Below are 26,699 nucleotides of genomic sequence, written 5' to 3' on the forward strand. Positions count from 1 at the left end.
GGTTGTCAGTGGCGTACGGCACGATGAGGGTCATGACCAGCTGGCACGATCACCCCGGTGACTCGGCGGCGGACGACCCCGTCCGGCTGCTCGCGATCCGTGACACCCCGCTCTCAGTGGACGAGGTCTTCGCGGCCGTCGGCGACGACGCCGCGGGGGGAACCGCGCTCTTCGTGGGAACCGTGCGCAACCACGACGGCGGCGCGGATGTGGACGCCCTCGGGTATTCGTGCCATCCGAGCGCCGAGGCCGAGCTGCGCCGGGTGGCCGAGAAGGTCGTCGCACAGTTCCCGGTGCGGGCGCTGGCGGCGGTGCACCGGGTGGGTGAATTGGCGGTGGGCGATCTGGCGGTGGTCGTGGCGGTGTCCTGCGCCCATCGGGGTGAGGCGTTCGACGCGTGCCGCAAGCTGATCGACGACCTCAAGCGCGAGGTCCCCATCTGGAAGCACCAGAGATTCTCGGACGGAACGGAGGAGTGGGTGGGAGCGTAGGCGCCCGCTCCGGGTGACGGACGGCGGCGGCCGGGTGACGGGGGTGGTGGCGGTCGGGTGACGGGTGGGCGGGTTGGCGTACAGCGCCCCTCCTGAGGGTGAGGGGCGGGGCTGAAACCCGTTGACAACCCAAGCGCCCCGATTTGCGTAACCGTGCACCTGCCATGAGCGTTGAACTGGCAGATGATTAATCTGTTGATCACTCAGCTGAGCGCTGCTGGGGTGCGCCGGCTCATGGGGTAGGGAGGTCGCGATGGCAGCACTCGCCTGGTTGCTGATTCCGCTTTTCGCTGCCGTCGGTGCTGCGATATGGGGAGGCTGGGCCGCACGGAACCGGACGACCGGGGATGTGGCCGAGCTGGCCGGTTACGCGCGGTTCCGCGATGCCATGGAGAAGGCCGGTTCCGGAAACAACGCGGCCCCTTAGACGGCAGGGAAACGCTGATCGTGCCCCGTCCGCGCGCTCCCGTGTCCGGTTGCCGAGCACCCACGTACGGCCCGGCCCGGGCGGTGCTCCGACAGCTGTTTCCCGTACTGTCGTTCCATGCCACGCCGCACCGCCACGATGCTCGCATCGACTCTGATTCTTGTCGTGCTGCTCTGTGCCGGGTTGCTCATCCCGACGAACTATTCGGAGATGTCGCCCGGTCCCACGGTCAACACCCTCGGTGATGCCGGCGGCGAACCTGTTCTGCGTATCTCCGGCCGCAAGACCTATCCGACGACCGGCAATCTCAATATGACGACGGTCAGGGTCACCGGGGCCGACTACCGGATGAATATCGTCGAGGCGGTCTACGGCTGGCTGGCCCACGACAACGTGGTCGTTCCGCACGACACGCTCTATCCGGACGGGCAGACGGAGGAGCAGTCGACGCAGGAGAACGCGGAGGAGTTCACCCAGTCGCAGGAGAGCGCGAAGGTCGCCGCGCTGAAGGAACTGAAGATCCCCGTGCAGTCGCGGGTCGTCGTGGCCGCCGTCTCCAAGAACGCTCCGGCTCAGAACAAGCTGCACGCGGGCGATGTCATCAAGGCCGTGGACGGCACGCCGGTCCGGACACCGGACGACGTGCCCGAGCTGGTGACCAAGCACAAGCCGGGCGAGCAGGTCGTCTTCACGGTCGTCCCGGCGAAGGACGCGGCCGCCGCGGAGAAGGCGGGCAAGGAGCCGAGCACCACCCAGCAGGTCACGATCACCGCCGGAAAGTCGCCCTCCGGGGACAAGGCCATGATCGGGATCCGCGCGGGGACCGATCACACGTTCCCGTTCACCATCGACATCAATCTCGCGGATGTGGGTGGTCCCAGTGCGGGGCTGATGTTCGCGCTGGGCATCGTGGACAAGCTGACGCCCGGCGATCTGACGGGCGGCAAGTTCGTGGCGGGCACCGGGACGATCGACGACGACGGCAAGGTCGGTCCGATCGGCGGAATCGTGATGAAGCTGGTGGGCGCGCGGGACGCGGGAGCGGAGTACTTCCTGACGCCGAGCGCCAACTGCGCGGCGGCGGCATCGGACACGCCGAGCGGGCTGAAGCTGGTGAAGGTGAACACCATCGCGGACGCGACGAAGTCACTGGAGAAGATCACGTCGGGTGACACCACAGATCTCCCGAGCTGCTCGAAGAACTGAGCCCGCGGGTCCGCGACCGCGCAGGACCCGGCGCGTGCGATCCCGCGGACCCCAGACTCCAGGCCCCGTGCCCGCTCGGCCCGCACCCTGCGGGCCGACCGGCATCTCCTCCGGCGCCCGGACCGACCGGGCGCCGGACCGACCGGGCACCCGGAACCCGCCCCCACTCCCGCGCTGAGCCGCTACGCCTCGAAGGTCGCCGAGAGCGCCTCCGCGAGCCCCGGAACGAGGTCCGAGCCCGTCAGGACCTCCCTCGGGGAGTCCTTCTCACGCAGCCGGAGCGCGGATTCACGGGTCCCGTCCCGCAGGACGGCCACCGTCATCCGTACCTCCTGGCGATCCGGATGGGAGTTCACCCACTGGGTGAGGGCCGCGTCGTCGAGGTCCTCCGGAACAGTGGCCTCCGCCGAGGAGGGGAGCATCTGGCGCTCCACGGTCAGGGCGCAGCCGGTCACCGCGTCCGGCCAGGCGATCGTGCCGAGGAAGTCGTCGAGCGCGGTGCCCGGAGGGATCTCGTCCTGCTCGATCGGGGTGAGCGGTGAGGCCGCGCTGTCGCCGTCGAGGCCGAGCTGGGCGGCGAGAGCGGGTTCCTGGGCCCGCAGTTGAGCCGTGTCGACGAGCGCGAAGAGCCTGGCGGGCTGGTCCCAGCCCAGCTTCGAGGCGTATTCGTCGATCTCCAGAACGGCCCGGGTCAGCGGGCTCGCGGCGATCGGGCCCGACCCCGGAGCGGTCGGATCGGAGGGGGTGGAGGGGGATTCGTTGGACATGGGCAATATCCTGCCTCCTTCCGGGCCCGGGACGGGAACTAGGTAAAGCCTCAGTAAGTTGCAGTAGTGGGCTCTACGATCGCGGGGCCCGCTTGACAAGACCGTTCCACACGAGTGCGACCGGTCACACGATCGCGAACTTCGAGGTGCGCACGTTGGCTTTCCAGATGCCGGACCGCGGCGGAGGCCCCCCGACCGGGCCACGGATCAGAGTGGGTAGGCCGTCCCGGCGCGTCCGCACCCTGCTCATGACACTGGGCGTGCTGGCGGTGCTGGCCATGGCGTTCGTGATGTTCGCCGGGTTCTGGACCGACTGGCTCTGGTACCGCTCCGTCGAGTACTCGTCGGTGTTCACCACCACCCTGTGGACCAAGATCGGGCTGTTCGCCGTCTTCGGTCTGCTGATGGCCACTGCCGTCGGGGTGAACATCTGGCTCGCGCACCGGCTGCGCCCGCCGCTCAGCGCCATGTCGCTGGAGCAGCAGAGCCTGGATCGTTATCGGATGGGTATCGCCCCGTACAAGAAGTGGGTGCTCCTCGCGATCACCGCTCTGGTCGGGCTGATCGCGGGTGCCTCCGCCACGGGCCAGTGGAAGACCTGGCTGCAGTGGGTCAACGGGGTGCCCTTCGGTCAGAAGGACCCCCAGTTCCAGATGGACGTGTCGTTCTACGCGTTCGATCTGCCCTGGTACCGGTTCCTGCTCGGCTTCGGTTTCGCCGCCGCGGTGCTCTCGCTGATCGCCGCCGCGCTGACCCACTATCTGTACGGCGGGCTGCGTATCACCAGCCCCGGCGCACGGGCGACCGCCGCCGCCACCGGGCATCTGTCGGTGCTGCTCGGGCTCTTCGTCTCGCTGAAGGCCGTGGCGTACTGGCTCGACCGGTACGGCCTCGCGGTGAAGTCCAGCGACTTCAAGGCGACCGGAAACTGGACGGGCCTGCGGTACGTCGACGCGAACGCGTATCTGCCGGCGAAGACGATCCTGTTCTGCATCGCGGTCATCTGCGCCCTGCTCTTCTTCGCGACGCTCTGGCGCCGCACCTGGCAGCTGCCGGTGATCGGCTTCGGCCTGATGGTCCTCTCGGCGATCCTCATCGGCGGCCTGTACCCGGCCATCGTGCAGAAGTTCCAGGTCCAGCCGAACGAGCAGGCCAAGGAGAGCCCGTACATCCAGAAGAACATCGATGCCACGCGCAAGGCGTACGGCATCGACAAGGCCACCCCCGAGGACTACGCGGGCCGGGGTGACCCGAACCGCAAGGCCCAGCAGCGCGCGGACGCCACGACCGCGGCGAGCTATCGCGTGGTCGACTCCAACGTCGTCTCGCCGGCCTTCCAGCAGCTCCAGCAGGAGCGCAAGTACTACCAGTTCCCCGCGACCCTGGACGTCGACCGCTACCCCGGCCCCGACGGCAAGCCCCAGGACACGGTGATCGGCCTGCGGGAGCTGGACATCGAGGGCATCCCGAAGCGGAACTGGATCAACGACCACTTCACCTACACCCACGGCTACGGCGCGATCGCGGCCAAGGGCACCAGTGTGATCACCGACCCCAACAAGGGGACGGTCGGATCGCCCGACTTCACCGAGTCCGGAATGCCGACTTCCGGCCAGCTCAAGAAGTACGAGCAGCGGATCTACTACGGCGAGAAGACCCAGCAGTACTCGATCGTCGGCGGTCCGCAGAAGGAACTGGACTACGAGGCCAGCACCGGGCCCACGAAGTACACGAGCTACCAGGGCAAGAGCGGGGTCAGCCTCTCCAGCGCGCTGAACCGGGCCGCGTACGCGGTCGCGTTCGGTGAGCCGCAGATCCTGTACTCGGGAGCGGTCGGCGAGGGTTCGAAGATCCTCTACAACCGCACCCCCAAGGAGCGCGTCGAGGCCGTGGCCCCCTGGCTGACGATCGACGGCGACGCCTACCCGGCGGTGGTCGAGGGCCGCATCCAGTGGATCGTGGACGCGTACACCACGACGAACGGCTATCCGTACGCGTCCCGGACGACGCTGGGCGACACCACCACCGACTCGCTGACCACCAATCAGCGCGCGGTCGTCGCCCAGCAGAATCAGGTCAACTACATCCGCAACTCGGTGAAGGCCACCGTCGACGCGTACGACGGCTCGGTCAAGCTCTACCAGTGGGACACCGAGGACCCGGTCCTGAAGACCTGGATGAAGGCGTTCCCCGGCACGGTGAAGGCCAAGGACGACATCAGTCCCGAGCTGAGGTCCCACCTGCGCTATCCGCAGGACATGTTCAAGGTCCAGCGCGAGCTGCTGACCCGGTACCACGTCACCGAGCCCGAGCAGTTCTACAGCGGCAGTGACGCCTGGCAGGTGCCGGACGACCCGACGAACAAGGGCACCAGCGTCGTCCCGCCGTACTACCTGAGCCTGAAGATGCCGGGCGAGAAGGAACAGAAGTTCTCGCTGACGACGACCTTCACCCCGGCGGGGCGCCCCAACCTGGGCGCGTTCATGGCGGTGGACGCCGACGCCAACAGCAAGGACTACGGCTCGATCAGACTCCTGAGAGTCACCGGGACCGTCCAGGGTCCCTCGCAGGTGCAGAGCGAGTTGAACGGTGTGCCGGAAGTCGCCACGTTTGTGCGGGACCTCAGAGGTACCGATTCGGACATCGAGTACGGAAATCTGCTGACGATCCCCTTGGACGGCGGGTTCCTGTACGTCGAGCCGGTGTACGCACGGGGTGGCAGCGCCAACTATCCGCTGCTGAAGAAGGTGGCCGTCGCCTACGGCGGAGGCAAACCGGTCTTCAAGGACAGCCTGCCGGAGGCGCTCGACGCGGCCTTCGCGACGACCGGGGAGCGGCCACCGGAGACGACGCCGCCACCGCGTGACGGCACCAGTCCGCCGACGACTCCGCCGGCGACGGGAGACGCGGCGGTGAAGGCGGCCGTCGAGGATGTGCTGAAGGCGTACGAGGAGTCCACCGAGGTGCTGAAGAAGGACCCGACGGACCGCGAGGCGTACGGCAGGGCGCAGGACAAGCTGGACGCGGCGCTCGACCGGCTCGCCGCGGCCCAGGGCAGGCCGAGACCGTCCCAGTCGGCCTCGCCGTAGCCGGCGAGCCGCTGCCGCGGCCCCGCGCGGGCCCCGGCAGCGGGCCGCCGCAGTGGCGTTGAGCAGGCAACATCCCGCGTCGTGATAGTGTGTGAACACAACGACGCGGGGTGGAGCAGCTCGGTAGCTCGCTGGGCTCATAACCCAGAGGTCGCAGGTTCAAATCCTGTCCCCGCTACTGAATCGAAGAGGGCCCGGATCCTTTGAGGATCCGGGCCCTCTTCGTGCGTATGTACGGCGGCGGGAACTGTGCGCGGTGGGGGGCGAGTTGAGCGAGTAGGTGTTTGACTTATCTCTCTGTGGGCATGTCGACAAAACGCTGAAGTGACCTCACTGGCTGCGGTATACCAGATGTGAGCGGGTTGCAGGTGGTGCGACGATGGACTTTATGGGGGACAGGACAACTCTGTTGGAGACAGGGCGGTTTGTGCAGCGACATGCCGGTAACGCAGCAGATGCGATGAATGCTGCCGCCGCCGGTACGGCCGACGTCACCGCCGAGGCGATCGTGGGCATGGCCACTGGTACTAACACCGGTACCGGCTCGCGTACGGACTCTGGTGCTGCTGGTGGTGCCGGTGCGAATGTTGATGCTGTGGAGACCGCTGGGGTTGAGGCGCGGCACCGTCGCGCGGCCGACGGCGGCGACACCGCGTCCATGAGCGTGCTGGGCGCACTGCTGCTGCGCCGCGGCGACCTGGACGGCGCCGAGCCGTATCTGCGTGCCGCGACCGCCGACGGCGACCGCGCCGCCGCCAACAATCTGGGTGTCCTGCTCCACCAGCGCGGTTACGCGGAGGAGGCCGCCGGATGGTGGCGCATCGCCGCCGTCGCCGGGTCCGCCGCCGCCGCACACGCGCTCGGGCGCCACTTCCGCGAGCGCGGCGACGAGCCCGCCGCCGAGTACTGGCTGCGCCAGTCCGCCGAGCAGGGCCACGCCCTGGGCGCGTACGCCCTGGCCGATCTGCTGGAGCACCGCAGCGACGTGGGCGCCGAGCGCTGGCTGCGGGCCGCGGCCGAGCAGGGGCACCGCGAGGCGGCGTACCGGCTCGCCAGGATGCTGGAGACCCGCGCGGCGGAGGAGAACCGTCCGGGCGGGGTGGCCGTGCGCGGCCCCACCTCGGGTTTCGGCCCGTCCGGCCTCCCCGGACGGCCGGGAGCACCCGCTCTCACCGGCCCCGGCGAGAGCGCCGACGACCGGCCGGACGCGGGTGACGGAGCCCGCGGTGACGGTCACGGACCGGGCAGGGCGACCGACAGCCAGACCGGACTGAGGCTCTCCACCCTGGACGAGGCGGCCCAGTGGTACCAGCAGGCCGCGGCCCGCGGGCACCGGCGTGCCGCGCTGCACCTCGGCGCGATCCTGGAGAAGCGCGGCGATCTGAAGGAGGCCGGACGCTGGTATCTCACGTCCGCCAAGGACGGCGAGTCCCGTGCCGCCTGCGCGCTCGGCTTCCTACTGCGCGACGCGGGTGACGAGGAGAGCGCGGCGGTCTGGTGGCTGCGCGCCGCCCAGGAGGGCGACGGCAACGCGGCCAACGCGCTGGGCGCGCTGCACGCCGCACGCGGTGAGCAGCAGACCGCCGAGCGCTGGTACCGCGCCGCCATGGACGCGGGCGATGTGAACGGCGCCTACAACCTCGGGCTGCTCTGCGCCGCCCAGGACCGTACGGCACAGGCCGAGCAGTGGTACCGCCGCGCGGCCTACGCCGGGCACCGGGAGGCCGCGAACGCGCTCGCGGTGCTGCTGCTGCAGGCCGGTGACGCCACGGGGGCCGAGCCCTGGTTCTCCAAGGCCGCCGAGGCCGGAAGCGTCGACGCCGCGTTCAACCTGGGCATCCTCCACGTCGGCCGCGACGACGACCGTACGGCCCTGAGCTGGTACGAGCGCGCCGCCGCGGCCGGGCACACGGAGGCCGCGCTCCAGGTCGGCATCGCCCTGCTCAGGGACGGCGACGAGCGGACCGCCGAGCGCCATCTGCGCTGCGCGGCGGGCGGTGGCAGCCCCGAGGCCGCGTTCCGGCTCGCGACGCTGCTGGACGCGCGCCAGCCGCCGCCGGGACCGCCCGCCCTGGGGGAACCGATGGCTGAGAAGACCGAGTGCGAGGAGTGGTACGAGCGCGCCGCCGAGCAGGGGCACCGCCGTGCGCAGGTACGGGTCGGAATGCTCGCCGCCGCCCGGGGGGACCTCGCCGACGCGGCCCGCTGGTACCGTGAGGCGGCGGAGGCGGGCAGCCGGAACGGCGCGTTCAACCTCGGGCTGCTGCTCGCCCGCGAGGGAAACGAGCGCGAGGCCGCGCTGTGGTGGACCCGTGCGGCGCGGGCCGGTCACGGGAGAGCCGCGCTGCGGCTGGCGCTGCTCGCCGCGCGCCGGGGCGAGCTCACCGAGGGCAAGCGGTGGTGCGCACAGGCGGTCGAGCTGGGGCCGGCGGAGGTCGCGGAGCGCGCCGCGCGGCTGCGGGAGGCACTGCACCAGGAGCTCACGGCGTAAGGCGCGGGACGGGGCGTGCGGCGGGGGTTTGTGCCGGCGGTCCCTTTGGACCCGGGGGTGGGCTGCCCACCCCGCGGGTCCCCCGGACCCTGGCGGGGTAAGGCTGCCCGCCCGGGTCCGTGCTCTCGGGCGCCCGGTGCTGCCGGAGTCGTGTGCCGCTCGTGGCGCGGGGCCGTGCCCCGGCCGGGGCCACCGCGGCGACCCGGGCGGTCGCGCCCTCGCGGCCGGTTGCCGAGGGCGCTGCCGGGGTGGGCCGCTGGGCCGCCGGTGTACGTGCACCCCTGCTTCGGGCGCTCCGCGGAAGCCGTCGCCGGTCGGCGCGCTCCTCGTCATGGCAGCCGCCGTGCCCGTGCCGGCCGCCGTGCCCGGGACCGGCTCCTGGCAGGCACCGCAGGGCCCCAGGCCCCCGGGCCGGGGGTTCGCCGGGCGGTGCTCAGGCGGGCAGGGACGCGAGCCAGCCGGTGAGGATCCGGTTGACCTCCTCGGGGCGTTCCTGCTGAATCCAGTGACCGCAGCCTTCGAGGATGTGCGAGGAGACCAGGCCGGGCAGCGTGGTGGGGTATGCCTCAATCGCCGCGGCCAGCCACGTGGTGGAGGCGTCCAGGGCTCCGCCGAGGAACAGGGACGGCTGAGTGACGGGCCTGCCGTGGTGGTCGGCGAGATCCTCCCAGTCCCGGTCCATGTTCCGGTAGCGGTTGAGCGCTCCGCTCAGGCCCGTTCGCTCGAACTCCCCGGCGTAGACATCGAGGTCGTCCTCGGAGAGCCAGGAGGGCAGCCGCCCGACGGGGAACCGGTCACGCAGCGTCCCGCCGCGCGCGGCGAAGTGCGGGTCCGGGGCGCCGGCCGGTGCCATGGTGTCGGCGGAGAACGCCGCGTAGAAGCCCGCCAGCCAGCCGCGTACATCGGGCTCGATCTCGGCTTCCGCGCGACCGGGTTCCTGGAAGTACGAGACGTAGAACTCCTCGTCCCCGCCCATCTGCGCGAAGATCTCGCTCGGCCGCGGCCCGCCGGGCGGTGCGTACGGGACGCTCAGCAGCCCCACCGCCCGGAAGACGTCCGGCCTGACGAGGGCCGCGTTCGCGGCGATGGCCGAACCCCAGTCGTGTCCGACGATCACGGCGCTCTCCTCACCGAGCGCGCGCACCACCGCGACGGCGTCCTCGACCAGGTCGAGCATCCGGTACGCGGACACGTCCCCGGGCTTGGAGGAGCGCCCGTAGCCGCGTACGTCCACGGCGACCGCGCGGTATCCGGCCGCGGCCAGCACCGGCAGCTGATGACGCCAGGAGTACCAGGACTCAGGGAATCCGTGCACCAGCAGCACCGGCGGACCGGCACCCTGCTCCACCAGGTGGATCCTCCCGGCGGGTGAGGGGACCAGACGGTGGGTGACATCCATGGTCGGGGCTGGCTGCGACATGAATCCTCCGAGGCTGTGGTGGATCGATCCGGTGTGCCGAGTACGGGGGGGGGGGGGGGGGGGGGGGGGGGGGGGGGGGGGGGGGGCCCCCCCCCACGGCGCACACGACGATCCTGCGACAGCTGCGAACGCCGTCGCGAGCGTTGTTGCCGAGTCGGCAAACCGCGCCCGGCTCCTTGCCGGCGCCGGGATCCGGTCGCGAACGCGGCATCCGGCGGAGAAGGGGGGCACGCCCCGGCGAGCGCGGAGCTCTCCCGAATGCGCACGGGATCGCCGCCGAGGACGACAGGGCGCGGCCCGAACGGTCGGCCCGTCACCGCTCGGGCAGGGGCCGGAGGACGGCCCGGGGCACCGTCTCTCCCCAGGTGTAGGTTCGGTCGCTCCGTTAGCAGTGAGTCCTGCTGAAACTCCGGATTCCATGTTGCGTTAGCAGGGGGCCGATCGGCTGATCTTTAGCAATCGTGTGGCCCGGCGGGAGGGACCATTGGGCTGAGGCCAGGTTCGGACGCCTGACAGTGGTTTCGGGAGCTGTTCAGTCGGCGGTCTCGATCCGCTGCGGAGCGATGCCCAGGATGAGCTTCTCACCGACCGGGCGGCGGGGCCCGATGACCTGCGCGTCGTCTGGTGAGGCGGCTTCCTCGGCCTCAGCGAGCGCTAGGGCGTGTATCGAAAGTAGCGCCGTCCGCCCGGAGGGCGGGGCCTGCGGTGTCCGGTGCGTGCAATCGCAAGGCGGAGGGTCGCCCTCGTACTGGACGTACTTGGGCGATTCCGACAACGCAGCGAGTGTGCGTGCTGGGCGTCGCAGGCCAGGCGGGACTTTCGATACACGCCCTAGGGACAGCGAGGCGACCGAGGGGTGGCGTCCCGCGTTCTTGCCTGTCTTGATCGTCAGCTTCTTCGCGATGTCAGGGACGGGGACGCCCTCGTTCTTCAGTGCGACGGCGAAGGTGAGCATGTCGTCGTCGATGACCTTGGGACGTCCACCGTGGTTGCCCTTGGCTGCGGTGGTCTGTTGGCCCTCCAGGGTCTTCTCCCGGATGTAATTGCGGTCGAGCGGTCTCGGCGTTCGCGGATTGCGGTCGATTATCCCGCTCCGGCGCATGCCTCCGCCTCTGCCAGGTACCGCGCCACCGGGCCCAGGGTCAGCATTCCGCTGGCGGCGCCGGCGTGTTCTGCACAGGCATCACGCAGGGCAGCCGCAGCGTGCGCGGCGATTCCGCGCTCGCCGAGGCGTACGGCGGCGCGGGCGGTCAGGCACCACATGGCTTCCTGCATGTGGTCACGCGGTGGTTCGGGCACCGCAGCGAGGGCGGTACGGGCCTGCTCGCCCCGGTCCTGGGCGAGCAGCACGAGGGGTCGCGTCCAGGACCTGTACGGGCCCCAGTCGAGGTGCGGGTCGGTGGGCGCGGGCCGGTCGTGCAGCAGGCGCAGTCCCAGGAGGGCGAGCGGGAACAGGCCCCGATGCAGCCCCGGCATTCCGGCCGTCCGGAGGGCGTCCTCGGCAGCGCGGTAGTGCGCTGCGGCCGTGGCGGCGGTCGGTCCGCCGGGTTCGGCGCTGCGGGCGGCCGTGGCCCGGGCCCTGAACCACCCGGTGAGGACGGAGACGAGGGGCGCCTCGGTGGTGGCGGCGAGCTGGTCGGCCGCGTTGGCGTGCGAGGTCGCGGCGTCGAGGTCGCCGAGGGCCGAGGCGGATTGCAGGCGGACGAGTCGGCCGAGTACGGCGAAGTTCGGCAGCTCGTGCCGGGTGGCCAGGTCGAGGATCTCGGCGCCGATCCGGTCTCTTACCGCCGCGAGCCCGGGGTGGGTGAAGGACTGCAGGAACACCCCGTTGAGGGCGAAGGCCAGCAGGGCGGGATCGGCCAGGTCCCGTGCCAGTGCCTCGGCCCGCAGTGCCGCCTGCCGCGCGCGCTTCAGTTCGGTCCCGGACAGATCGGAGCTGCGGCTTTCGACGGCGATCGTGGCCAGGAGGCGGGCGGGCAGGTCGGCGGGGCCGTCGGGGCCGAGCGCGGTGAGCGTGCGCTCGGCAGCCGCGACGACGGCGCGGGACTGCTCGGGGTCGTCGGCCCGGCTCCAGATGGCGGGCACGTCGTAGGCGCCGATGATCCGGGCGGTCAGGGAGAGGTCTCCCGTGCGTTCCGCCGCTTGGATGGCGGCGAGGCGGTCGCGCCGCGAGTGGACGAGGGCGTCGCCGCCCGCCAGTGCGAGGGTGCGGGCCAGATCCACGGTGGTGCGTGGGCCGAGACGGATACCGGGGCCGGTCCACGCGGTACGTGCTCCTTCGGGGGGCACGGACCCGTTGAGGATGTCCGTCTCCAGGCGCTGAAGGTCGCCACCGGGGTCGAGTCCGATTTGGTCAACGAGCATCGCGCGGGCGCGGCGGAGGGTGGCAAGCGCGTCGGCCTGGCGGCCCGCGCGGTACAGCGCGCGGGCAAGCAGCCCCCAGGCCGGCTCGCGCCACGGGTGCTCGGCGACATGGGCACCCAGCTCGGCGACGAGATCGGCCCCTTCCCCGCAGTCGAGGAGGATGCGGGCGCGCAGTTCCACCCCCTCCAACCTCAGCTCCTCCAGTCGGGTCCGCTCGCGCTGTGCCCATGGGGAGCCGGTCACATCGGCGTAGGCGGGTCCACGCCAGTCCGCGAGTACCGTGCCGAGGTCGCCCGCCGCGTCGGGGTTGCGGCGGGCGCGGGCCAGGGTGTCCTGGAACCGGTGGACGTCCACGTCCTCGCGCGGCAGGCGCAGCGCGTAGCCGTGACCTTCGGTGACGATGACGCGCGGCGGACTGCGGGGCGGCCGGTCGGGTTCGAGGGCGCGGCGCAGCGCGGCGACGAACGTACGCAAAGCACCCACGGCGCGGGCAGGCGGATCGGCCCACAGGTCATTGACGAGGGTGTCGGTGGTGACCATCCGTCCCTCGGCGGCGACGAGCCGGGCGAGTACCTCACGATGGCGGGGTCCACCCAGGTCAACCGGGCTGCCGTCGTCGCGGAGGGCACGCACCACACCGAGCACGTCGATTCGCATGACCCCATCCTCCGTGCCAGGGGCCGGCCGCGCCCAGCCGTACTGATCGGCTGCTGATCGCCGTCGCCCAAGCTGATCCGGTCCGGTCCCCGACCCGAAAGGGTGGTCCTTCATGACGCTCACCATTCCCGGCTTCGATCACATCCGCCTGCCCGGTGCGGACGGTGTGGAGCTAGCTGCCGCTGTCGGCGGCAGCGGCAGCCCGGTCGTGCTGTTGCACGGTTTCCCCCAGACCCACCTGATGTGGCGGCACGTAGCCAAGCGGCTCGCCGACGAGCACACGGTGATCTGTCCTGACCTGCGGGGCTACGGCGCCAGCGACAAGCCGGCGGTCACCGACCCCGATGTGTACGCCAAGCGCACCATGGCGGCCGACGTCGTGACCCTGGCGGCAGCGCTCGGCCACGAGCGCTTCGCCCTCGTCGGACACGACCGGGGCGCCCTGGTCGCCTTCCGGGCGGGGTTGGACCACCCCGAGACCATCACACACCTGGGCATCCTCGACGTCGTGCCGACGCTCGACATGTGGAACGTCCTGCACGGCAGCTCGGCGGCGGTCGGCTACCACCTCTTCCTGATGGCGCAGCCGCCGGGCCTGCCGGAGAAGATGATCGCAGGCAGCGCGGACGCGTTCTTCGGCTCGTTCCTCGACACCTGGGCCAACGACCCAACCACCATGCCCGAGGACGTACGTGCCGAATACCTGCGCGCGAGCGCCGCGGCAGTGACGTCGATCGTCGCGGACTACCGGGCCTCGGCGGACATCGACGTCACGCACGACCAAGCGGACCTGGACGCCGGGACGCAGCTGGCCATGCCCGTGACCGTCGTCCAGCAGGACTGGGGTGCACAGCTCGGATACGACGCTGCCGGGGTGTGGAAGGCGTGGGCGCCGGACCTGGACCACCGGCTGACCCGCGCCGGGCACTTCATGGCCGAAGAGGCCCCCCATGAGATCACGGCCGCGATCCGAAGCCTGCTGGCCCGCTGAGCCTCCTGCTCTCGACTCGTCGGCTGGGCCACGGCCGGTCGGCGAGCGCCAGGTTTCGGCGATCAGCATTCTCTTCTTGCGCTGGGCACCCAGGCGGTGCCGCCCGGCCTGCACGGGGTACGACGAACGGCCTGACGTCTCGCGTGCGTCGGCGGTCAGTCCTCTTCCTCGTCGTCCTCGGCCGCGGGGTCGCGGAAGGGGCGCAGGCCCTGGCCGGGGCCGCTGGCCGTGATTTCCTGTACCTCAACTACCCGCACCCGGGCACGTTCTCGGGCCAGCCTGGCCGCCATTTCGCCTGCCACTGCGAAGTCGTCACGCAGGAACGGCGGTCCACTGGCTTCAGTCGTCGTTGCGGTCGTTGCGTCCAAGAGGCTGAGCAGGTGCTCTGCTTCGTGGATGAGAGCGGCGCCCGCGGGAGTGGCTGCGAGGGGACTGGTTCGTTCGATCAACTGAACGCCTGCGGCCTTTTCCAGGGCATGGAGTTGATGCGTGAGCGTCGCCGGTAGTGTTCCGAGGCTCCTGGCGGCCGCGCAGAGGTTCCGTTGGCTGGGCAGTCGGACCAGGTGTCTGAGGCGTTCGACGCAGTTGCGGACGTTGCTGATGGCCGCCATCAGCTCCGACAGGGCCGGCGCGTTCGGCAGGAGCGCGAACGGGTTGCTGGTGGCGCTGTTCGGGCGGATCTCGATGCCCCACTTCTTGGCCAGCAGGTTGAGGCGGTGCCTGTCGAGACCGAACTGTTCGGCGATGTCGGGGATGCTGAGGCGTCGGTGAAGGTAGGCCTGTTCGAGCCCCAGGCCGGTCGGTCCAATCGCACCATTCGGTGGGGGGCTCCCAGAGCACGGGTTCGTCGATCCGGTGGGCAGCGAGGTTTGTGGCCGCCTGTTCCAGCAGGAACGCGCGCATCAGCGGCGGGACCTGGTAGCGGAACACGTCACGGGCGTGGATGTTCCTCGGAGGGAGGTCCGCGTGTGTGCCAAGGAGGAAACTCAGGAGCATCCACCTGAGCATGTGGATTCGCCCTGTTCCACCGCGGGCCCAGCCCTGCTGGCGGCAGAGTTGCCTGTACTCGTCGAGGTTGAGCGTGATGCTCTCGGACGTGAACAAGTGGCGTCGTCTGCCGTAGTCGATCGGGGAGCCTTCATCGTCGAGGTGACGGGCGAGCTGGGTGAGGCAGCTGGCGATGGCGGTCTCGTGCTCGGGCGAGGCGATCACGCGTCGAAACGCCATCTTAATGATCAACCGGTTGGAGGGCTGAGCCCAGGTGTGGTGCTGTGACTTGGCGCCGGCAAGCAGCAGCTTGCTGCGGCAGCCTCGCCTGAAGCCGTCGACGGTTCGCGGGTCGATGGGGGTGTTGGGGAGAAGCCGGAGAGTCCAGGAAGGCCAGAGTGCTGTCGGGATCTTGTCCGCCCGTTTCCGGATGTCGGCATCTGTGCGGTCTGGCCTGCGGGGATGTGCCGCAGATCGGTAGCGAAGCCGCGTGTCCAGGGGCAGGTCCTGGTCCGCGTCGGCGACCACCCGGCTGACGATCTCGGGACTGGCCCGTCCCCAGGAAAGGAGGCGCTGGTCGATGGACAGATTGGAGGTAGAGGCGTTCCGGCGGTGGGCCTGGTCGGTTCGTATGAGCCACTCGAACACGGCCTGCCCGGTGGTCGTAGCGGTGTCCGAGGCCCAGATCGCGAGGGTGGTGCCTATCGCGCGCTGGCTGGCGTCGGTCAGGTCGTGCGGGCTGTCGGGCAGAAGTCCTCCGTTGCATTCGCGCAGTGCGAGCGCTACGGCCTCGGGCGCCGCCCAGGGGCTGAGCATCAGGTTGCGCAGGCACCGTCGGCTGAGGAAGTACAGATGGTGCAGAGCGGGAGAACCTGCCTGGACGAGCGCGTCCAGATGCTGCTGGCTGGCGAGGGCTGTTCCGTCTGGTGGCAACGGTTGTGCCGGCGTCTGGGTGAGGTCGTGTCGGCAGGCCGTCTTGCGTCCGTCGCGCAGGGTCAGGCGCATGCAGTGGGCGCCGCTGGTGCTGCGGCCGAGCTGTTGATTGGTGAACAGCTGTGGCCTGTCGCGGCAGCCAGGACAGTGGTCGACCAGTAGGCACTGGTGCTGTTGGCAGGCGAATGAGAACGGCAGCCGCCAAGCCAGTGGCCAGCGGCCCCCGGGCCAGGCCAGGGCCTCCGCGATCTTCGGATCAAGAAGGCGGTCGGCCGGCTTCACGTTGACCACGCGCACGGTGCCGTCCCCCAGCACCAGCAGGAAGTCCGGCACGTGCAGCCGCCACCGACCACCCACCCGCGCCCGCAGACGGCACGGCTGGGCAAAAATCCCGACCACCTGCGAGTCGAAGTCCGCCAGCAGCAGCCGAGCCAGCTCCAGACGGCTCTCATAGACCACCAGCCCACGCGTCGTCGCCGACGCGTACTCCCCGGGATGATGCTTGTGACCCTTCGCCGACCTGACCCGCCGCCACGGCACGGACCCGTCGAAACTGCCCCGGCGCAGCTGGCTGAACTCCACGCTGCGTACCGAGTCGTCCTCGTACCGGATCGAAGCCGTCGCAGACTCCTGACTGCCAGCCCTCACGCTTGTACGCTTGGTGACCACGAGCTGACTGTAGGAAGCCGCCCAGGACCAAGAGGCCGGATGACCGAGAAGTTCCCGGGACTGACCACCACCGACCACAGGTGCTGCTAACGCGACCCGGAAGATTGCTAGCCGACTGCTAGAGATCGACCGACACTGCCAACGCAGACCCGGAACCTACACCCAGGGACTCAGGGGATTTGCACTGGTCGGTCGGGTCCCGTACTGTTGGGCTCACCGACGCGGGGTGGAGCAGCTCGGTAGCTCGCTGGGCTCATAACCCAGAGGTCGCAGGTTCAAATCCTGTCCCCGCTACTCATAGATGTAAGGCCCGGATCTCCAGGATCCGGGCCTTACATCGTTTTGCGGCGCGCGTTCCGTGGAACGCGTGCTGTGTGGATCTTCTAGGTGCAGGAGGGGCAGATGCCCCGGTAGGTCACTTCGACGTTCGAGACGGTGAAGCCGAAGCGCTCGGTGTCGGGGAGATCTGCCAGAGGGTCGCCCATGGGGTGCACGTCACGGATCGCGCCGCACTTGGCGCAGACCAGGTGGTGGTGGGGACGGTGCGCGTTCGGGTCGTACCGCTTGGCGCGGCGGTCCGTGGCCACCTCCAGCACCTCACCGAGGGTGACCAGCTCACCGAGGGTGTTGTAGACCGTCGCCCGGGAGATCTCGGGCAGTCGCTTCACCGCCCGCGCATGCACCTCGTCGGCCGTCAGATGGACGTGGTCGCCGTCGAGGACCTCTGCCACGACACGCCGCTGCGCAGTCATGCGCCAGCCGCGTCCGCGGAGTCGTTCCAACAGGTCACTCATGGGGACCAGCCTAACAGTGGAGGGAGTCGGATCCCGAACGGGTGTGACTTTGGATGGTCACTTGACTTAGACAAAGTCCATCGTAGGATCGTGATCGGCAAACGCCAAGGGACAGGGCACGCAAGGATGACGCAGGAGGCGCACGTGACGCAGGGACCGCTCACCACGGAGGCCGGAGCTCCGGTCGCCGACAACCAGAACAGCGAGACCGCGGGCGTCGGCGGACCTGTTCTCGTCCAGGACCAGGCGCTGCTGGAGAAGCTCGCGCACTTCAACCGCGAGCGCATTCCGGAGCGCATCGTCCACGCGCGGGGCGCCGGCGCGTACGGCACCTTCACGCTGACCCGCGACGTGTCCCAGTGGACGCGCGCCACGTTCCTCTCCGAGGTCGGCAAGCAGACCGAGACGTTTCTCCGCTTCTCCACCGTCGCGGGCAGCCTCGGGTCGGCCGACGCGGTGCGCGACCCGCGTGGTTTCGCGCTGAAGTTCTACACCGAAGAGGGCAACTACGACCTCGTCGGCAACAACACCCCGGTGTTCTTCATCAAGGACGCCATCAAGTTCCCGGACTTCATCCACACCCAGAAGCGCGACCCGTACACCGGCTCCCAGGAGGCCGACAACGTATGGGACTTCTGGGGACTGTCCCCCGAGTCGACCCACCAGGTGACCTGGCTCTTCGGCGACCGCGGCATCCCCGCCACGCTCCGGCACATGAACGGCTACGGCTCGCACACCTACCAGTGGAGCAACGAGGCCGGCGAGGTCTTCTGGGTCAAGTACCACTTCAAGACCGACCAGGGCATCAAGAACCTCACGAAGGCCGAGGCCGACAAACTCGCCGGTGAGGACCCGGACAGCCACCAGCGCGATCTGCGCGAGGCCATCGAGCGCGGTGACTTCCCGTCCTGGACCGTGCAGGTGCAGGTCATGCCCGCGGCGGAGGCGGCGGGCTACCGCTTCAACCCCTTCGACCTCACCAAGGTGTGGCCGCACGAGGACTACCCGCCGATCGAGATCGGCAAGCTGGAGCTGAACCGCAACCCGGAGAACATCTTCGCCGAGGTCGAGCAGTCCATCTTCAGCCCCGCCCACTTCGTGCCGGGCATCGGGCCCTCCCCGGACAAGATGCTCCAGGGCCGGCTGTTCGCGTACGGGGACGCCCACCGCTACCGCGTCGGCATCAACGCCGACCATCTGCCGGTGAACCGCCCGCATGCCACCGAGGCGCGGACGAACAGCCGGGACGGCTATCTGTACGACGGCCGTCACAAGGGCGCGAAGAACTACGAGCCGAACAGCTTCGGCGGCCCGTTCCAGACGGACCGGCCGCTGTGGGTGTCCACCCCCGTCAGCGGTGCGACCGGCAGCCACGAGGCGCCGGGCCACGCCGAGGACAACGACTTCGTGCAGGCGGGCAACCTCTACCGGCTGATGTCGGAGGACGAGAAGAGCCGGCTGATCGAGAACCTCTCGGCGAACATCGCGGGGGTGTCGCGCGACGACATCGCCGAGCGTGCGATCAACAACTTCCGGCAGGCGGACGGTGACTTCGGCAAGCGGCTGGAGGCCGCGGTCCAGGCCCTGCGCGCCTGAGGGCCGTTGTGAGGAGGGCCGGAGTCCCGCCGTCGGCCGACGGCGGGACTCCGGCCCTCCGGTGTGTGCGCCGGTCACCGCCGGGGGGGGGGGGGGGGGGGGGGGGGGGGGGGGGCGGGGGGGGGGCCCCCCCCCCCCCCCGCGCCCCCGGGGGGCCCCCCCCCCCTCCGGTGTGTGCGCCGGTCACCGCCGGTCGCGTACCGCCGGTGACCGGCGGTACGCGACCAGCCTCCGGGCGGCCGCGCGCGGGCTACGGACCGCGGATGACGAACCGAAGGCCACGAACCGGAGGTGCCGAACCGCGGGTGAGGGGTCGCGGATGAGGGGGGTGCGGGCGACGGGCGGGGGTCAGCCGACCAGCGTCGTCCGGTGGCGCCGGACCGGGGCCCAGCAGCGGATGATGTCGCGTACGGAGACGATGCCGACGGGCCCTTCGCCGTCCAGCACGATCAGATGCCGGAAGCCGCCGCGTGACATGGCCTCCGCGGCCTCCTCTAAAGTCCAGGAGGGCGAGGCGAACACGACGTCGCCGGTGGTGTGGGCGCCGGCGGTCTCCAGATCGGGGTCTTCCCCCGTGCCCACCGACGTGAGAATGTCGCGCTCGGTCAGAATGCCCATGCCTTCGGCGGCGGTGTCGAGGACGACGGCCGCGCCGACCCGGCGTGCCGCCATCAGCCCGGCGGCCTGGCGGAGTGTGTGCGTGGGTCCAATGGTGAGGACGACCGTGCTCATGGCGTCACGGACGAGCATGGATGGAGCCACCTCCTTGGGGAATCGGCCCTTTCGCGAACCGATTCACAAGTTCACAAGTGGGGGAACTCTCAGAGTCGCAGCCCCGGGGGAACCCAGCAAGGGGGCCGACACGGCCGTTTCCGTGACGCTGTGTGGTCAGTGGGCCGTGAGTGGCGTCAGTAGCGCTGGTTGAGATAGCCGAGCAGCTCGTCGTGGAGCAGTCCGTTGGACGCGGCGGCGTTCCCGCTGTGCGGGCCGTGGCGGCCGTCGAGGCCGGTGAACGAGCCGCCCGCCTCCTGGACGACGATCGCGGGAGCCGCCATGTCCCACAGGGACAGCTCGGGTTCGGCGCAGATGTCCACCGCGCCCTCGGCGACCATCATGTATGGCCAGAAGTCGCCATAACCGCGAGTGCGCCAGCAGGCGCGGGTAAGATCGAGGAGACCGTCGAGCCGCCCCTGCTCCTCCCATCCGGTCAACGACGAGTAAGCGAAAGACGCGTCCTGGATGCTGCTCACCCGGGACACCTGAAGCCTGGTCGCCGAGCTGAGCGATCGTCCGCTGTACGCGCCACCGCCCTGCGCAGCCCACCAGCGCCGCCCCAGCGCCGGAGCGGAGACCACCCCGACGACGGGCTGATAGCCACCCTCGCTCTGCACCATGAGCGAGATCAGCGTCGCCCAGACCGGCACTCCGCGTACGTAGTTCTTGGTGCCGTCGATGGGGTCCACCACCCAGCGACGGGGGCCCGTGCCCTCGATGCCGTACTCCTCACCGAGGATCGCGTCACGCGGGCGCGCCCGCTGGAGCTGTCCGCGGATCAGCTCCTCCGCCGCCTTGTCGGCCTCGCTCACCGGGGTCATGTCCGGCTTGGTCTCGACCTTGAGATCCAGCGCCTTGAACCGGTCCATCGTGGCGGCGTCGGCCGCGTCCGCGAGGACATGGGCGAGACGGAGGTCGTCGTGGTAATCGGGCATGACCACCACTCTATCGGGGCTGATCTCCGGGGATCCGGGGCCGCCCGCTCCCCTCGCCATCCCCGGGGCGCCGCGGCTCTTGACACATCAAGGTCACACGTCAACTCTGTGCAAAGTGCCCTGCGGCCGGGGAGGCGACCATGCCTACAGCGCGAGAGTCCCTGTTGAACGCCGCTCTGGCGGCGCTCGACGAGCTGCCCTGGTCCGGGGTGCGGATGGTGGATGTCGCCTCTGCGGCGGGTGTCTCGCGCCAGACCCTGTACAACGAGTTCGGCAGCAAGGACGGGCTCGCCCGCGCGCTGATACGGCGGGAGGCGGAGGCGTATCTCCAGGGCGTGGAGCGGCTGCTCTCGGACCGGCTCGGTCATGGGCCACCCGGCCGGGGGTCCGCGCCCTGGCCACCCGACCGGATACGAGCACCCGAGCCGCCGCGACCGGGGACCCGGCCCGGCGCTCCGGCCCCGCCCGGTACCACGCCCGGAGTCCTGCCCGCGTCCGCAGCCGCGCAGGGCGGGGCCGCGTCCGGGGCCGTGCCGCCTCCGGGCGGGGCGCGTGCGCCGGGAGTCCCGCCCGAGCCCGGGGCCGCATCCGCGCCGGGTGCGGGGCGACCACCCGTCGCCCCGCACCCGGCCGGAGCGGCACCCGCTCCCGGAGAGGCGCCGGCGCATGGTGGCGCCGTTCCGGCGGAGGGGCCGCCTCCGCCCGGTGTCCGGCCCGGGCGGGGAGCGCTCGCACGGGTGGCCTCCGGGCCGCCCGGCCCGTCGTGGCCCCTGCCGCGTGGGGGCGAACCGGTGGAGCGGCTGGTCGCCGTGGTGGAGTGGACCGTGGGGGAGGCGCGTGCGAGACCGTTGCTGAGGGCTCTGCTGACCGGCTGCTGGGGCGATCGTCTGCCCGCTCCACCGCCGGCCGGGTTCGCCGGGCTTGCCGGGTCGGCGGCGGGCGCGCCCGCCCAGCGCCGTGCGGACGCGGGCCCTCCGGCGCCCCGCGATGTGATCGCGGCGGTCCGGGACCGCTCGCTGGCGGCCCTGGAGAGGGGCCGGCAGCACGGCCGTACGACGGAGGAGTCGGCGGATCTCGCGGACCGCTGCGAACTGGCCGTGCGGCTCGCCCTGTCCTATGTCGTCGCGCCCGGTGGTGACATGACCGGACGGGTCAGCGCCGGTGACGGCCGAGGAGATCAGGGATCGGGTACGGCGGGGACCGGCGCCGAGGGGATCGGCCCCCTCGTCCGTGCCGCCATCGGCGCCCGGGGAGACCGGTCCGGTCCGCCAGAGCCGTCCGCCCCGGCCACCACCCGCGTCCCGTCCGGAACCGACCCGACGGACCCCGGAACCCCCGGCAATCCCGGTTGCCCCGGCTTCGGTGGTCCCGGCAACCCCTGTGGTCCCAGAGCCCTCGACGGTCCCGACGGTCCATGCGACCCCGGAGCCCCTGACGGTCCCGATGGCCCCGGCGACCCTGACGGCCCCGGGGCCCCCGACGGTCTCAGTGGGCCGAGCCCGACAGCTGGAGGCCGATGACCCCGACGATGACCAGGGTGATCGAGACGATCTTGAGTGTCGAGACCAGGTCCCCGAGGAAGACCATTCCGTAGATCGCGGTGCCCGCCGCGCCGATGCCCGTCCACACCGCGTACGCGGGCCCGACGTCGAGCTTCTTCAGCGCCAGCGTCAGCAGCCCGAAGCTGCCGAGGGCGAACGCGGCGAAGGCGATCGTCGGCCAGAGCCGGGTGAAGCCGTGCGAGAGTTTGAGGCAGACGGCGAAACCCGTCTCAAGAATTCCGGCGACCACCACCAGCAGCCACGCCATGGTCAGGGCCTCCCCATCAGTCGGTGACTGCTTCGTCGGACTTGATGCGATTATGCACTTACCAACTTCCGTACGCCGCAAACGTGAGCGAATCACTCGACTGCGCGTCGCGGTGCGCCGGAGCCGGCGGGCTCCCCGCGCGCCGGAACTCCGCCTGACAGCTGGTCAGTCCCCTTCCCGCCGCTCCCGGGTGGAGAGCAGCCGCCGCAGGGAGTACAGCCGGGCGGGATCGGCGTGTCCCTCGGCGACCCAGTCGTCCAGCGCGCAGTCCGGCTCGTCGTGACTGCACGCGCGTGGGCAGTTCTCCGTGCCCGGTACGAGATCGGGGAAGGCGAGGATCACCCGTGACGGATCGACATGGTGGAGCCCGAAGGACCGCAGACCGGGCGTGTCGATCACCCAGCCGCCCTCCTTGTCCGCGAGCGGAATGGCGAGCGCCGATGTGGTGGTGTGCCGGCCGCGGCCGGTGACCGCGTTGACGACACCCGTCAGGCGCCGGCGGTCCTCCCGTACCAGCGCGTTGACCAGCGTCGTCTTGCCGACCCCCGAGTGGCCGACGAAGGCCGTGGTCCGGCCCGACAGATGCTCGTGCACCCGGTCGGCCGCGACGCCGTCCACGAACTCGTCGCGGGTGGTGACGACATGGGGGACGCCGAGCGCCCCGTACATCTCCAGCAGTTCGTCCGCGGGCGCGAGGTCCGACTTGGTGAGGACGAGGAGGGGTTCGAGCCCGCCGTCATACGCGGCGACCAGACAGCGGTCGATCAGGCGCGGGCGCGGCTCGGGGTCGGCGAGGGCGGTGACGATGGCGAGCTGGTCGGCGTTGGCGACGACCACCCGTTCGTACGGGTCGTCGTCGTCCGCCGTGCGGCGCAGCACCGAGGACCGCTCCTCGATGCGCACGATGCGGGCCAGGGTGTCCTTGGTGCCGGAGAGATCGCCGACGATGGAGACCCGATCGCCGACGACGGCGGCCTTGCGGCCCAGCTCGCGCGCCTTCATCGCCATGACGACGCGGTCCTCGACGAGGCAGGTGAGCCGCCCGCGGTCGACGGTGAGAACCATGCCCTCCGAGGCGTCCTCGTGCTTGGGGCGGATATTGGTCCTCGGCCGGTTGCCCTTGCGGTTGGGGCGTACGCGGATGTCGTCCTCGTCGGGGTTCTTGCCGTAGCGCCGCATCGCCTGGACCCCGCTCAGCTTCCCGCTCGGGGCACTTCGGGAACTCCGAGCATGGCGGCCCACATCCGGGGGAAGTCGGGCAGCGTCTTCGCGGTCGTCGCCACGTTCTCGATCTCGACCCCTTCGACGGCGAGGCCGATGACGGAGCCCGCCGTCGCCATCCGGTGGTCGTCGTACGTGTGGAAGACACCGCCGTGCAGCGGGCGCGGGCGGATGTGGAGGCCGTCCTCGGTCTCGGTCACATCGCCGCCCAGTTCGTTGATCTCCTTGGTGAGCGCGGCCAGCCGGTCCGTCTCGTGCAGGCGCAGATGGGCCACCCCGCGCAGCGTGGAGGGGGAGTCGGCGAGGGCGGCGACCGCCGCGATGCCGGGCGTCAGCTCGCCGACCTCGCCCAGGTCCACGTCGATGCCCCGGATACGGCCGGTGCCGGTGAAGGTCAGCCCCAGGTCCGTGATCTCGCAGGATCCGCCCATCTCGGTGAAGATCCGGCGCAGTGCGTCGCCGGGCTGGGTGGTGCGCTCGGGCCAGTCGGGGATGGTGACCCGGCCGCCGGTGATGAGGGCGGCGGCGAGGAACGGCTGGGCGTTCGACAGATCGGGCTCGATGGTGAGGTCGCGGCCGAGCACCGCGGAGGGGGAGACCCGCCAGACATCGGGCTCGCCGCCGGTCTCGGGCTCGTCGACCTGGGCGCCGACCGCGCGCAGCATGTCCACCGTCATCCGGATGTGGGGCATCGAGGGCAGCCGGGCGCCCACATGGCGTACCTCGACGCCCTGGTTGAAGCGGGGCGCGGAGAGCAGCAGCGCGGAGACGAACTGGGAGGACGAGGAGGCGTCGATCTCGACGGAGCCGCCGTCCAGCGCGCCGCCGCCGTGCACGGTCATGGGGAGCGCGCCGCGTCCGTCGTCGTCGATACGGGCGCCGAGGACGCGCAGGGCGTCGATCACGCCGTTCAGCGGCCGTTCATACGATCGAGGGTCGCCGTCGAAGCGGACCGGGCCGTCGGTGAGCGCGGCGACCGGCGGGAGGAAGCGCATCACCGTGCCGGCGTTGCCGACGTCGACGGTGGCGGGGCCGTGGAGTCCGGCGGGGATGACCCGCCAGGTCTCGCCCTCGCCGTCGGGGCCGACACCCTCCTCGATGCCGACGCCGAGGGCGCGCAGCGCCTCCGCCATCAGCAGGCTGTCACGGGAGCGCAGGGGGCGGCGCAGCCAGCCGGGCTCGGCGGCGAGGGAGGCGAGCACCAGGGCGCGGTTGGTGACCGACTTCGATCCGGGCACGGTCACCGTCGCTTCGACGGCTCCGGTCGCGAAAGGGGCGGGCCAGAGGGCGGGGTGCACGGATGCTTCGGTCATGGCCAATACTTTAGTGGCTCCGCGGAGGCCCCGATCTTGATCAAATGCGGAGAAACCGGGGCGTAACCGATGAGTGGTAGGGGCGTGTCGATCCTGCGGGGCCGACCGGGTGGTCCTCCGGCGCGAGTCGGCGGTCATATGGCATGAGTCATATGCCGAGCAGCCAGCGCCCGCCGCCGATCAGTGAGCAGAGCGACACCGCGTGGAAGAGGAACAGCCACATCGCGGGCGGTACGTGCGTCAGCCGGGAGAGCTGGTCGGCATCCGAGTCGGGGGCTCCGCCGTGGCGCCGCTTGGCCTGCAGTTCGAAGGCGGGCCGCACCCCGCCGAGGAGCAGGAACCAGACGGCCGCGTACGCGAAACCCGCCTGCACCTGCGCCGGGGCGAGCCAGGAGACGAGCAGGAAGGCGGCGCCGGTGAGGACAACCGTGAGCGCGCCGTACGCGTTGCGGATCATCACCAGCATCGCGAGCAGCAGGGCGGTGGCCAGCCACAGCAGCAGGGTGATGTGGTCGGCGGCGAGCAGGGCGGCGCCGCCCAGGCCGAGCAGGGGCGGCGCCGTGTAGCCCGCGGCGGCGGTGAGGATCATGCCGATGCCGGTCGGCTTGCCGCGGCTGACGGTCAGGCCGCTGGTGTCGGAGTGCAGCCGGATGCCCTCCAGGCTGCGGCCGGTGAGCAGGGCGATGAGGCCGTGGCCGCCCTCGTGGGCGATGGTCACGGCGTTGCGGGAGAGCCGCCATATCGGCCCCGGGGCGACGGCGGCGAGGGCGAGTGCGGCGGTGGCGATCACCAGCCACTGCTCGGGGGGCGGCTGGGTGCCGAAGACGCGGTCCCAGAGGTCGGTGACGGAGGCGCTGCCGGGCATAGAAGCGGAATGGGTCCTATCCATTTCTGGGGCGACTCCTTGGGCGGCGGATGGGAGTGGCAGTGTGGCACTTATGTGCGGACGGTATGCGGCGAGCAGAAACCCCGAGGACCTCACAGGGCTTTTCCAGGTCGAGAAGTGGGAGCCGGAGGAAACTCTGGCCCCGGACTTCAACGTGGCCCCCACCAAGCAGGTCTACGCGATCCTCGAACGCCCCCTGAAGGACGCCGACGACGAACGCCCGGTTCGCCAGTTGCGCGTGCTGAAGTGGGGTCTGGTCCCCTCCTGGGCGAAGTCGCCCGAGGGCGCGGCCCGGATGATCAACGCGCGTGCCGAGACGGTCCACGAGAAGCCGTCCTTCCGGCGCCCCTTCGCCACCCGGCGCTGCATTCTCCCGGCGGACGGCTATTTCGAGTGGGTGACCGGCGTCGACGAGCGGCAGCTGGAGGAGCAGGGCAGGAAGAAGCGCCCCCGCAAGCAGCCGTACTTCGTCACCCCGGCGGACGGGTCGGTGTTCGCGATGGCGGGGCTGTACGAGTTCTGGCGCGACCGGACGCTGCCGGACGATCATCCGCTGGCCTGGTGGGCGACCTGCACGATCATCACGACGGAGGCGGAGAAGGGCCCGCTCGGGGTGGCCCCCGCGGACGGCCCCCGCACCCTGTCGGACATCCACCCCCGGATGCCGCTGATGCTGACCCCGGACCGCTGGGACGCCTGGCTCGACCCCGCCCGTACGGACGTGGACGACCTCACGTCGCTCCTCGTACCTCCCCCGGAGGGGCTGATGCGCGCCTACCCGGTGACGGTGGCGGTCAGCAACGTCCGCAACAACGGTCCGGAGCTGCTCAAGGAGCTGGAGGGCCCGGAGGAGGGCACGCTGTTCTGATCCGGCCCGTC

20 protein-coding genes, 2 tRNA genes and 2 pseudogenes are annotated in these 26,699 nt (G+C 70.7%); 11 read left to right on the forward strand and 13 right to left on the reverse strand.

The genetic code is table 11. The annotated features are described in order from the left end of the window. Nucleotides 1-32: 32 nt before the first annotated feature. The 3 genes from ACFYT4_RS27725 to ACFYT4_RS27735 all read left to right on the forward strand — a co-directional run bounded on the left by ACFYT4_RS27725 (nucleotide 33) and on the right by ACFYT4_RS27735 (nucleotide 2,124). The gene (locus tag ACFYT4_RS27725; protein ID WP_389274605.1) at nucleotides 33-491 is read left to right on the forward strand and encodes a molybdenum cofactor biosynthesis protein MoaE; all 459 of its coding nucleotides are present in this window, start codon (nucleotides 33-35) and stop codon (nucleotides 489-491) included. A 253-nt stretch (nucleotides 492-744) separates the two neighbouring features. Continuing rightward, a complete protein-coding gene (locus tag ACFYT4_RS27730) occupies nucleotides 745-918 on the forward strand; it encodes a hypothetical protein (RefSeq protein WP_389274608.1) in 174 nt (57 codons plus the stop codon). Between the two features lie 117 nt (nucleotides 919-1,035). Then, on the forward strand, nucleotides 1,036-2,124 hold the full coding sequence (locus tag ACFYT4_RS27735; protein ID WP_389274611.1) for a PDZ domain-containing protein: 1,089 nt from the start codon (nucleotides 1,036-1,038) through the stop codon (nucleotides 2,122-2,124). A gap of 182 nt (nucleotides 2,125-2,306) precedes the next feature. Here ACFYT4_RS27735 and ACFYT4_RS27740 read toward each other — a convergent pair whose 3' ends face one another. Then, nucleotides 2,307-2,891: a PPA1309 family protein gene (locus ACFYT4_RS27740; RefSeq protein ID WP_389274614.1), complete on the reverse strand. Its 585-nt coding sequence runs from the start codon at nucleotides 2,889-2,891 to the stop codon at nucleotides 2,307-2,309. A gap of 167 nt (nucleotides 2,892-3,058) precedes the next feature. Here ACFYT4_RS27740 and ACFYT4_RS27745 point away from each other — a divergent pair, with 167 nt between their 5' ends. From ACFYT4_RS27745 to ACFYT4_RS27755, 3 genes are all read left to right on the forward strand, one after another. Further along, nucleotides 3,059-5,980: a UPF0182 family protein gene (locus tag ACFYT4_RS27745; RefSeq protein WP_389274712.1), complete on the forward strand. Its 2,922-nt coding sequence runs from the start codon at nucleotides 3,059-3,061 to the stop codon at nucleotides 5,978-5,980. A gap of 104 nt (nucleotides 5,981-6,084) precedes the next feature. Further along, nucleotides 6,085-6,158, forward strand: a tRNA-Met gene (locus ACFYT4_RS27750). A 201-nt stretch (nucleotides 6,159-6,359) separates the two neighbouring features. After that, on the forward strand, nucleotides 6,360-8,471 hold the full coding sequence (locus tag ACFYT4_RS27755) for a tetratricopeptide repeat protein (RefSeq protein WP_389274617.1): 2,112 nt from the start codon (nucleotides 6,360-6,362) through the stop codon (nucleotides 8,469-8,471). 433 nt (nucleotides 8,472-8,904) lie between these two features. Here ACFYT4_RS27755 and ACFYT4_RS27760 read toward each other — a convergent pair whose 3' ends face one another. The 3 genes from ACFYT4_RS27760 to ACFYT4_RS27770 all read right to left on the reverse strand — a co-directional run bounded on the left by ACFYT4_RS27760 (nucleotide 8,905) and on the right by ACFYT4_RS27770 (nucleotide 12,912). Next, a complete protein-coding gene (locus ACFYT4_RS27760; RefSeq protein ID WP_389274620.1) occupies nucleotides 8,905-9,891 on the reverse strand; it encodes an alpha/beta fold hydrolase in 987 nt (328 codons plus the stop codon). Between the two features lie 532 nt (nucleotides 9,892-10,423). Further along, a complete protein-coding gene (locus ACFYT4_RS27765; RefSeq protein ID WP_389274623.1) occupies nucleotides 10,424-10,993 on the reverse strand; it encodes a hypothetical protein in 570 nt (189 codons plus the stop codon). Continuing rightward, complete coding sequence (locus ACFYT4_RS27770; RefSeq protein WP_389274626.1) at nucleotides 10,975-12,912, reverse strand: BTAD domain-containing putative transcriptional regulator; 1,938 nt, start codon at nucleotides 12,910-12,912, stop codon at nucleotides 10,975-10,977. The genes ACFYT4_RS27765 and ACFYT4_RS27770 overlap by 19 nt, the downstream gene beginning before the upstream one ends. A gap of 112 nt (nucleotides 12,913-13,024) precedes the next feature. Between ACFYT4_RS27770 and ACFYT4_RS27775 the strand changes: the two genes are divergently transcribed. Then, nucleotides 13,025-13,903: an alpha/beta fold hydrolase gene (locus tag ACFYT4_RS27775; RefSeq protein WP_389274629.1), complete on the forward strand. Its 879-nt coding sequence runs from the start codon at nucleotides 13,025-13,027 to the stop codon at nucleotides 13,901-13,903. Nucleotides 13,904-14,370: 467 nt separating this feature from the next. Here the strand turns inward: ACFYT4_RS27775 and ACFYT4_RS27780 are convergent. Both ACFYT4_RS27780 and ACFYT4_RS27785 read right to left on the reverse strand, forming a co-directional pair. Next, nucleotides 14,371-14,514, reverse strand: a pseudogene (locus ACFYT4_RS27780) (hypothetical protein); the annotation flags it as partial. Between the two features lie 1,546 nt (nucleotides 14,515-16,060). Beyond that, a pseudogene (locus ACFYT4_RS27785) lies at nucleotides 16,061-16,570 on the reverse strand (TnsA-like heteromeric transposase endonuclease subunit); the annotation flags it as partial. A gap of 142 nt (nucleotides 16,571-16,712) precedes the next feature. On the opposite strand from ACFYT4_RS27785, the gene ACFYT4_RS27790 reads away from it, so the two are divergent. Next, nucleotides 16,713-16,786, forward strand: a tRNA-Met gene (locus tag ACFYT4_RS27790). 89 nt (nucleotides 16,787-16,875) lie between these two features. On the opposite strand, the gene ACFYT4_RS27795 is transcribed toward ACFYT4_RS27790, so the two are convergent. Further along, entirely contained in the window at nucleotides 16,876-17,286 is a 411-nt protein-coding gene (locus ACFYT4_RS27795; protein WP_389274632.1) for a Fur family transcriptional regulator, read from the reverse strand. Between the two features lie 144 nt (nucleotides 17,287-17,430). Here ACFYT4_RS27795 and ACFYT4_RS27800 point away from each other — a divergent pair, with 144 nt between their 5' ends. Further along, nucleotides 17,431-18,882 (forward strand): catalase, encoded by a 1,452-nt coding sequence (locus ACFYT4_RS27800; protein ID WP_389274635.1) that lies wholly within the window; start codon nucleotides 17,431-17,433, stop codon nucleotides 18,880-18,882. A gap of 348 nt (nucleotides 18,883-19,230) precedes the next feature. Here the strand turns inward: ACFYT4_RS27800 and ACFYT4_RS27805 are convergent, their stop codons facing one another. Together ACFYT4_RS27805 and hisN are read right to left on the reverse strand one after the other, a co-directional pair. Further along, on the reverse strand, nucleotides 19,231-19,632 hold the full coding sequence (locus ACFYT4_RS27805; RefSeq protein ID WP_389274638.1) for a cyclic nucleotide-binding/CBS domain-containing protein: 402 nt from the start codon (nucleotides 19,630-19,632) through the stop codon (nucleotides 19,231-19,233). 158 nt (nucleotides 19,633-19,790) lie between these two features. Then, entirely contained in the window at nucleotides 19,791-20,591 is an 801-nt protein-coding gene (gene hisN / locus ACFYT4_RS27810; protein ID WP_389274641.1) for a histidinol-phosphatase, read from the reverse strand. A 140-nt stretch (nucleotides 20,592-20,731) separates the two neighbouring features. Between hisN and ACFYT4_RS27815 the strand changes: the two genes are divergently transcribed. Beyond that, entirely contained in the window at nucleotides 20,732-22,111 is a 1,380-nt protein-coding gene (locus ACFYT4_RS27815; RefSeq protein ID WP_389274644.1) for a TetR family transcriptional regulator, read from the forward strand. Here ACFYT4_RS27815 and ACFYT4_RS27820 read toward each other — a convergent pair. From ACFYT4_RS27820 to ACFYT4_RS27835, 4 genes are all read right to left on the reverse strand, one after another. Further along, nucleotides 22,077-22,400: a DMT family transporter gene (locus tag ACFYT4_RS27820; RefSeq protein ID WP_389274647.1), complete on the reverse strand. Its 324-nt coding sequence runs from the start codon at nucleotides 22,398-22,400 to the stop codon at nucleotides 22,077-22,079. The genes ACFYT4_RS27815 and ACFYT4_RS27820 overlap by 35 nt on opposite strands. A 165-nt stretch (nucleotides 22,401-22,565) precedes the next feature. Beyond that, complete coding sequence (gene rsgA, locus ACFYT4_RS27825; protein WP_389274650.1) at nucleotides 22,566-23,579, reverse strand: ribosome small subunit-dependent GTPase A; 1,014 nt, start codon at nucleotides 23,577-23,579, stop codon at nucleotides 22,566-22,568. A gap of 14 nt (nucleotides 23,580-23,593) precedes the next feature. Further along, nucleotides 23,594-24,934 carry a 3-phosphoshikimate 1-carboxyvinyltransferase gene (gene aroA, locus ACFYT4_RS27830; RefSeq protein WP_389274653.1) on the reverse strand — a complete coding sequence of 447 codons (1,341 nt, stop codon included), beginning with the start codon at nucleotides 24,932-24,934 and terminating at the stop codon, nucleotides 23,594-23,596. A 148-nt stretch (nucleotides 24,935-25,082) separates the two neighbouring features. After that, complete coding sequence (locus tag ACFYT4_RS27835; protein WP_389274656.1) at nucleotides 25,083-25,799, reverse strand: M50 family metallopeptidase; 717 nt, start codon at nucleotides 25,797-25,799, stop codon at nucleotides 25,083-25,085. A gap of 73 nt (nucleotides 25,800-25,872) precedes the next feature. On the opposite strand from ACFYT4_RS27835, the gene ACFYT4_RS27840 reads away from it, so the two are divergent. After that, nucleotides 25,873-26,688: an SOS response-associated peptidase gene (locus ACFYT4_RS27840; RefSeq protein WP_389274659.1), complete on the forward strand. Its 816-nt coding sequence runs from the start codon at nucleotides 25,873-25,875 to the stop codon at nucleotides 26,686-26,688. Nucleotides 26,689-26,699 lie beyond the last annotated feature (11 nt).

Source organism: Streptomyces sp. NPDC004609 (assembly GCF_042873655.1).
Lineage (GTDB): Bacteria > Actinomycetota > Actinomycetes > Streptomycetales > Streptomycetaceae > Streptomyces.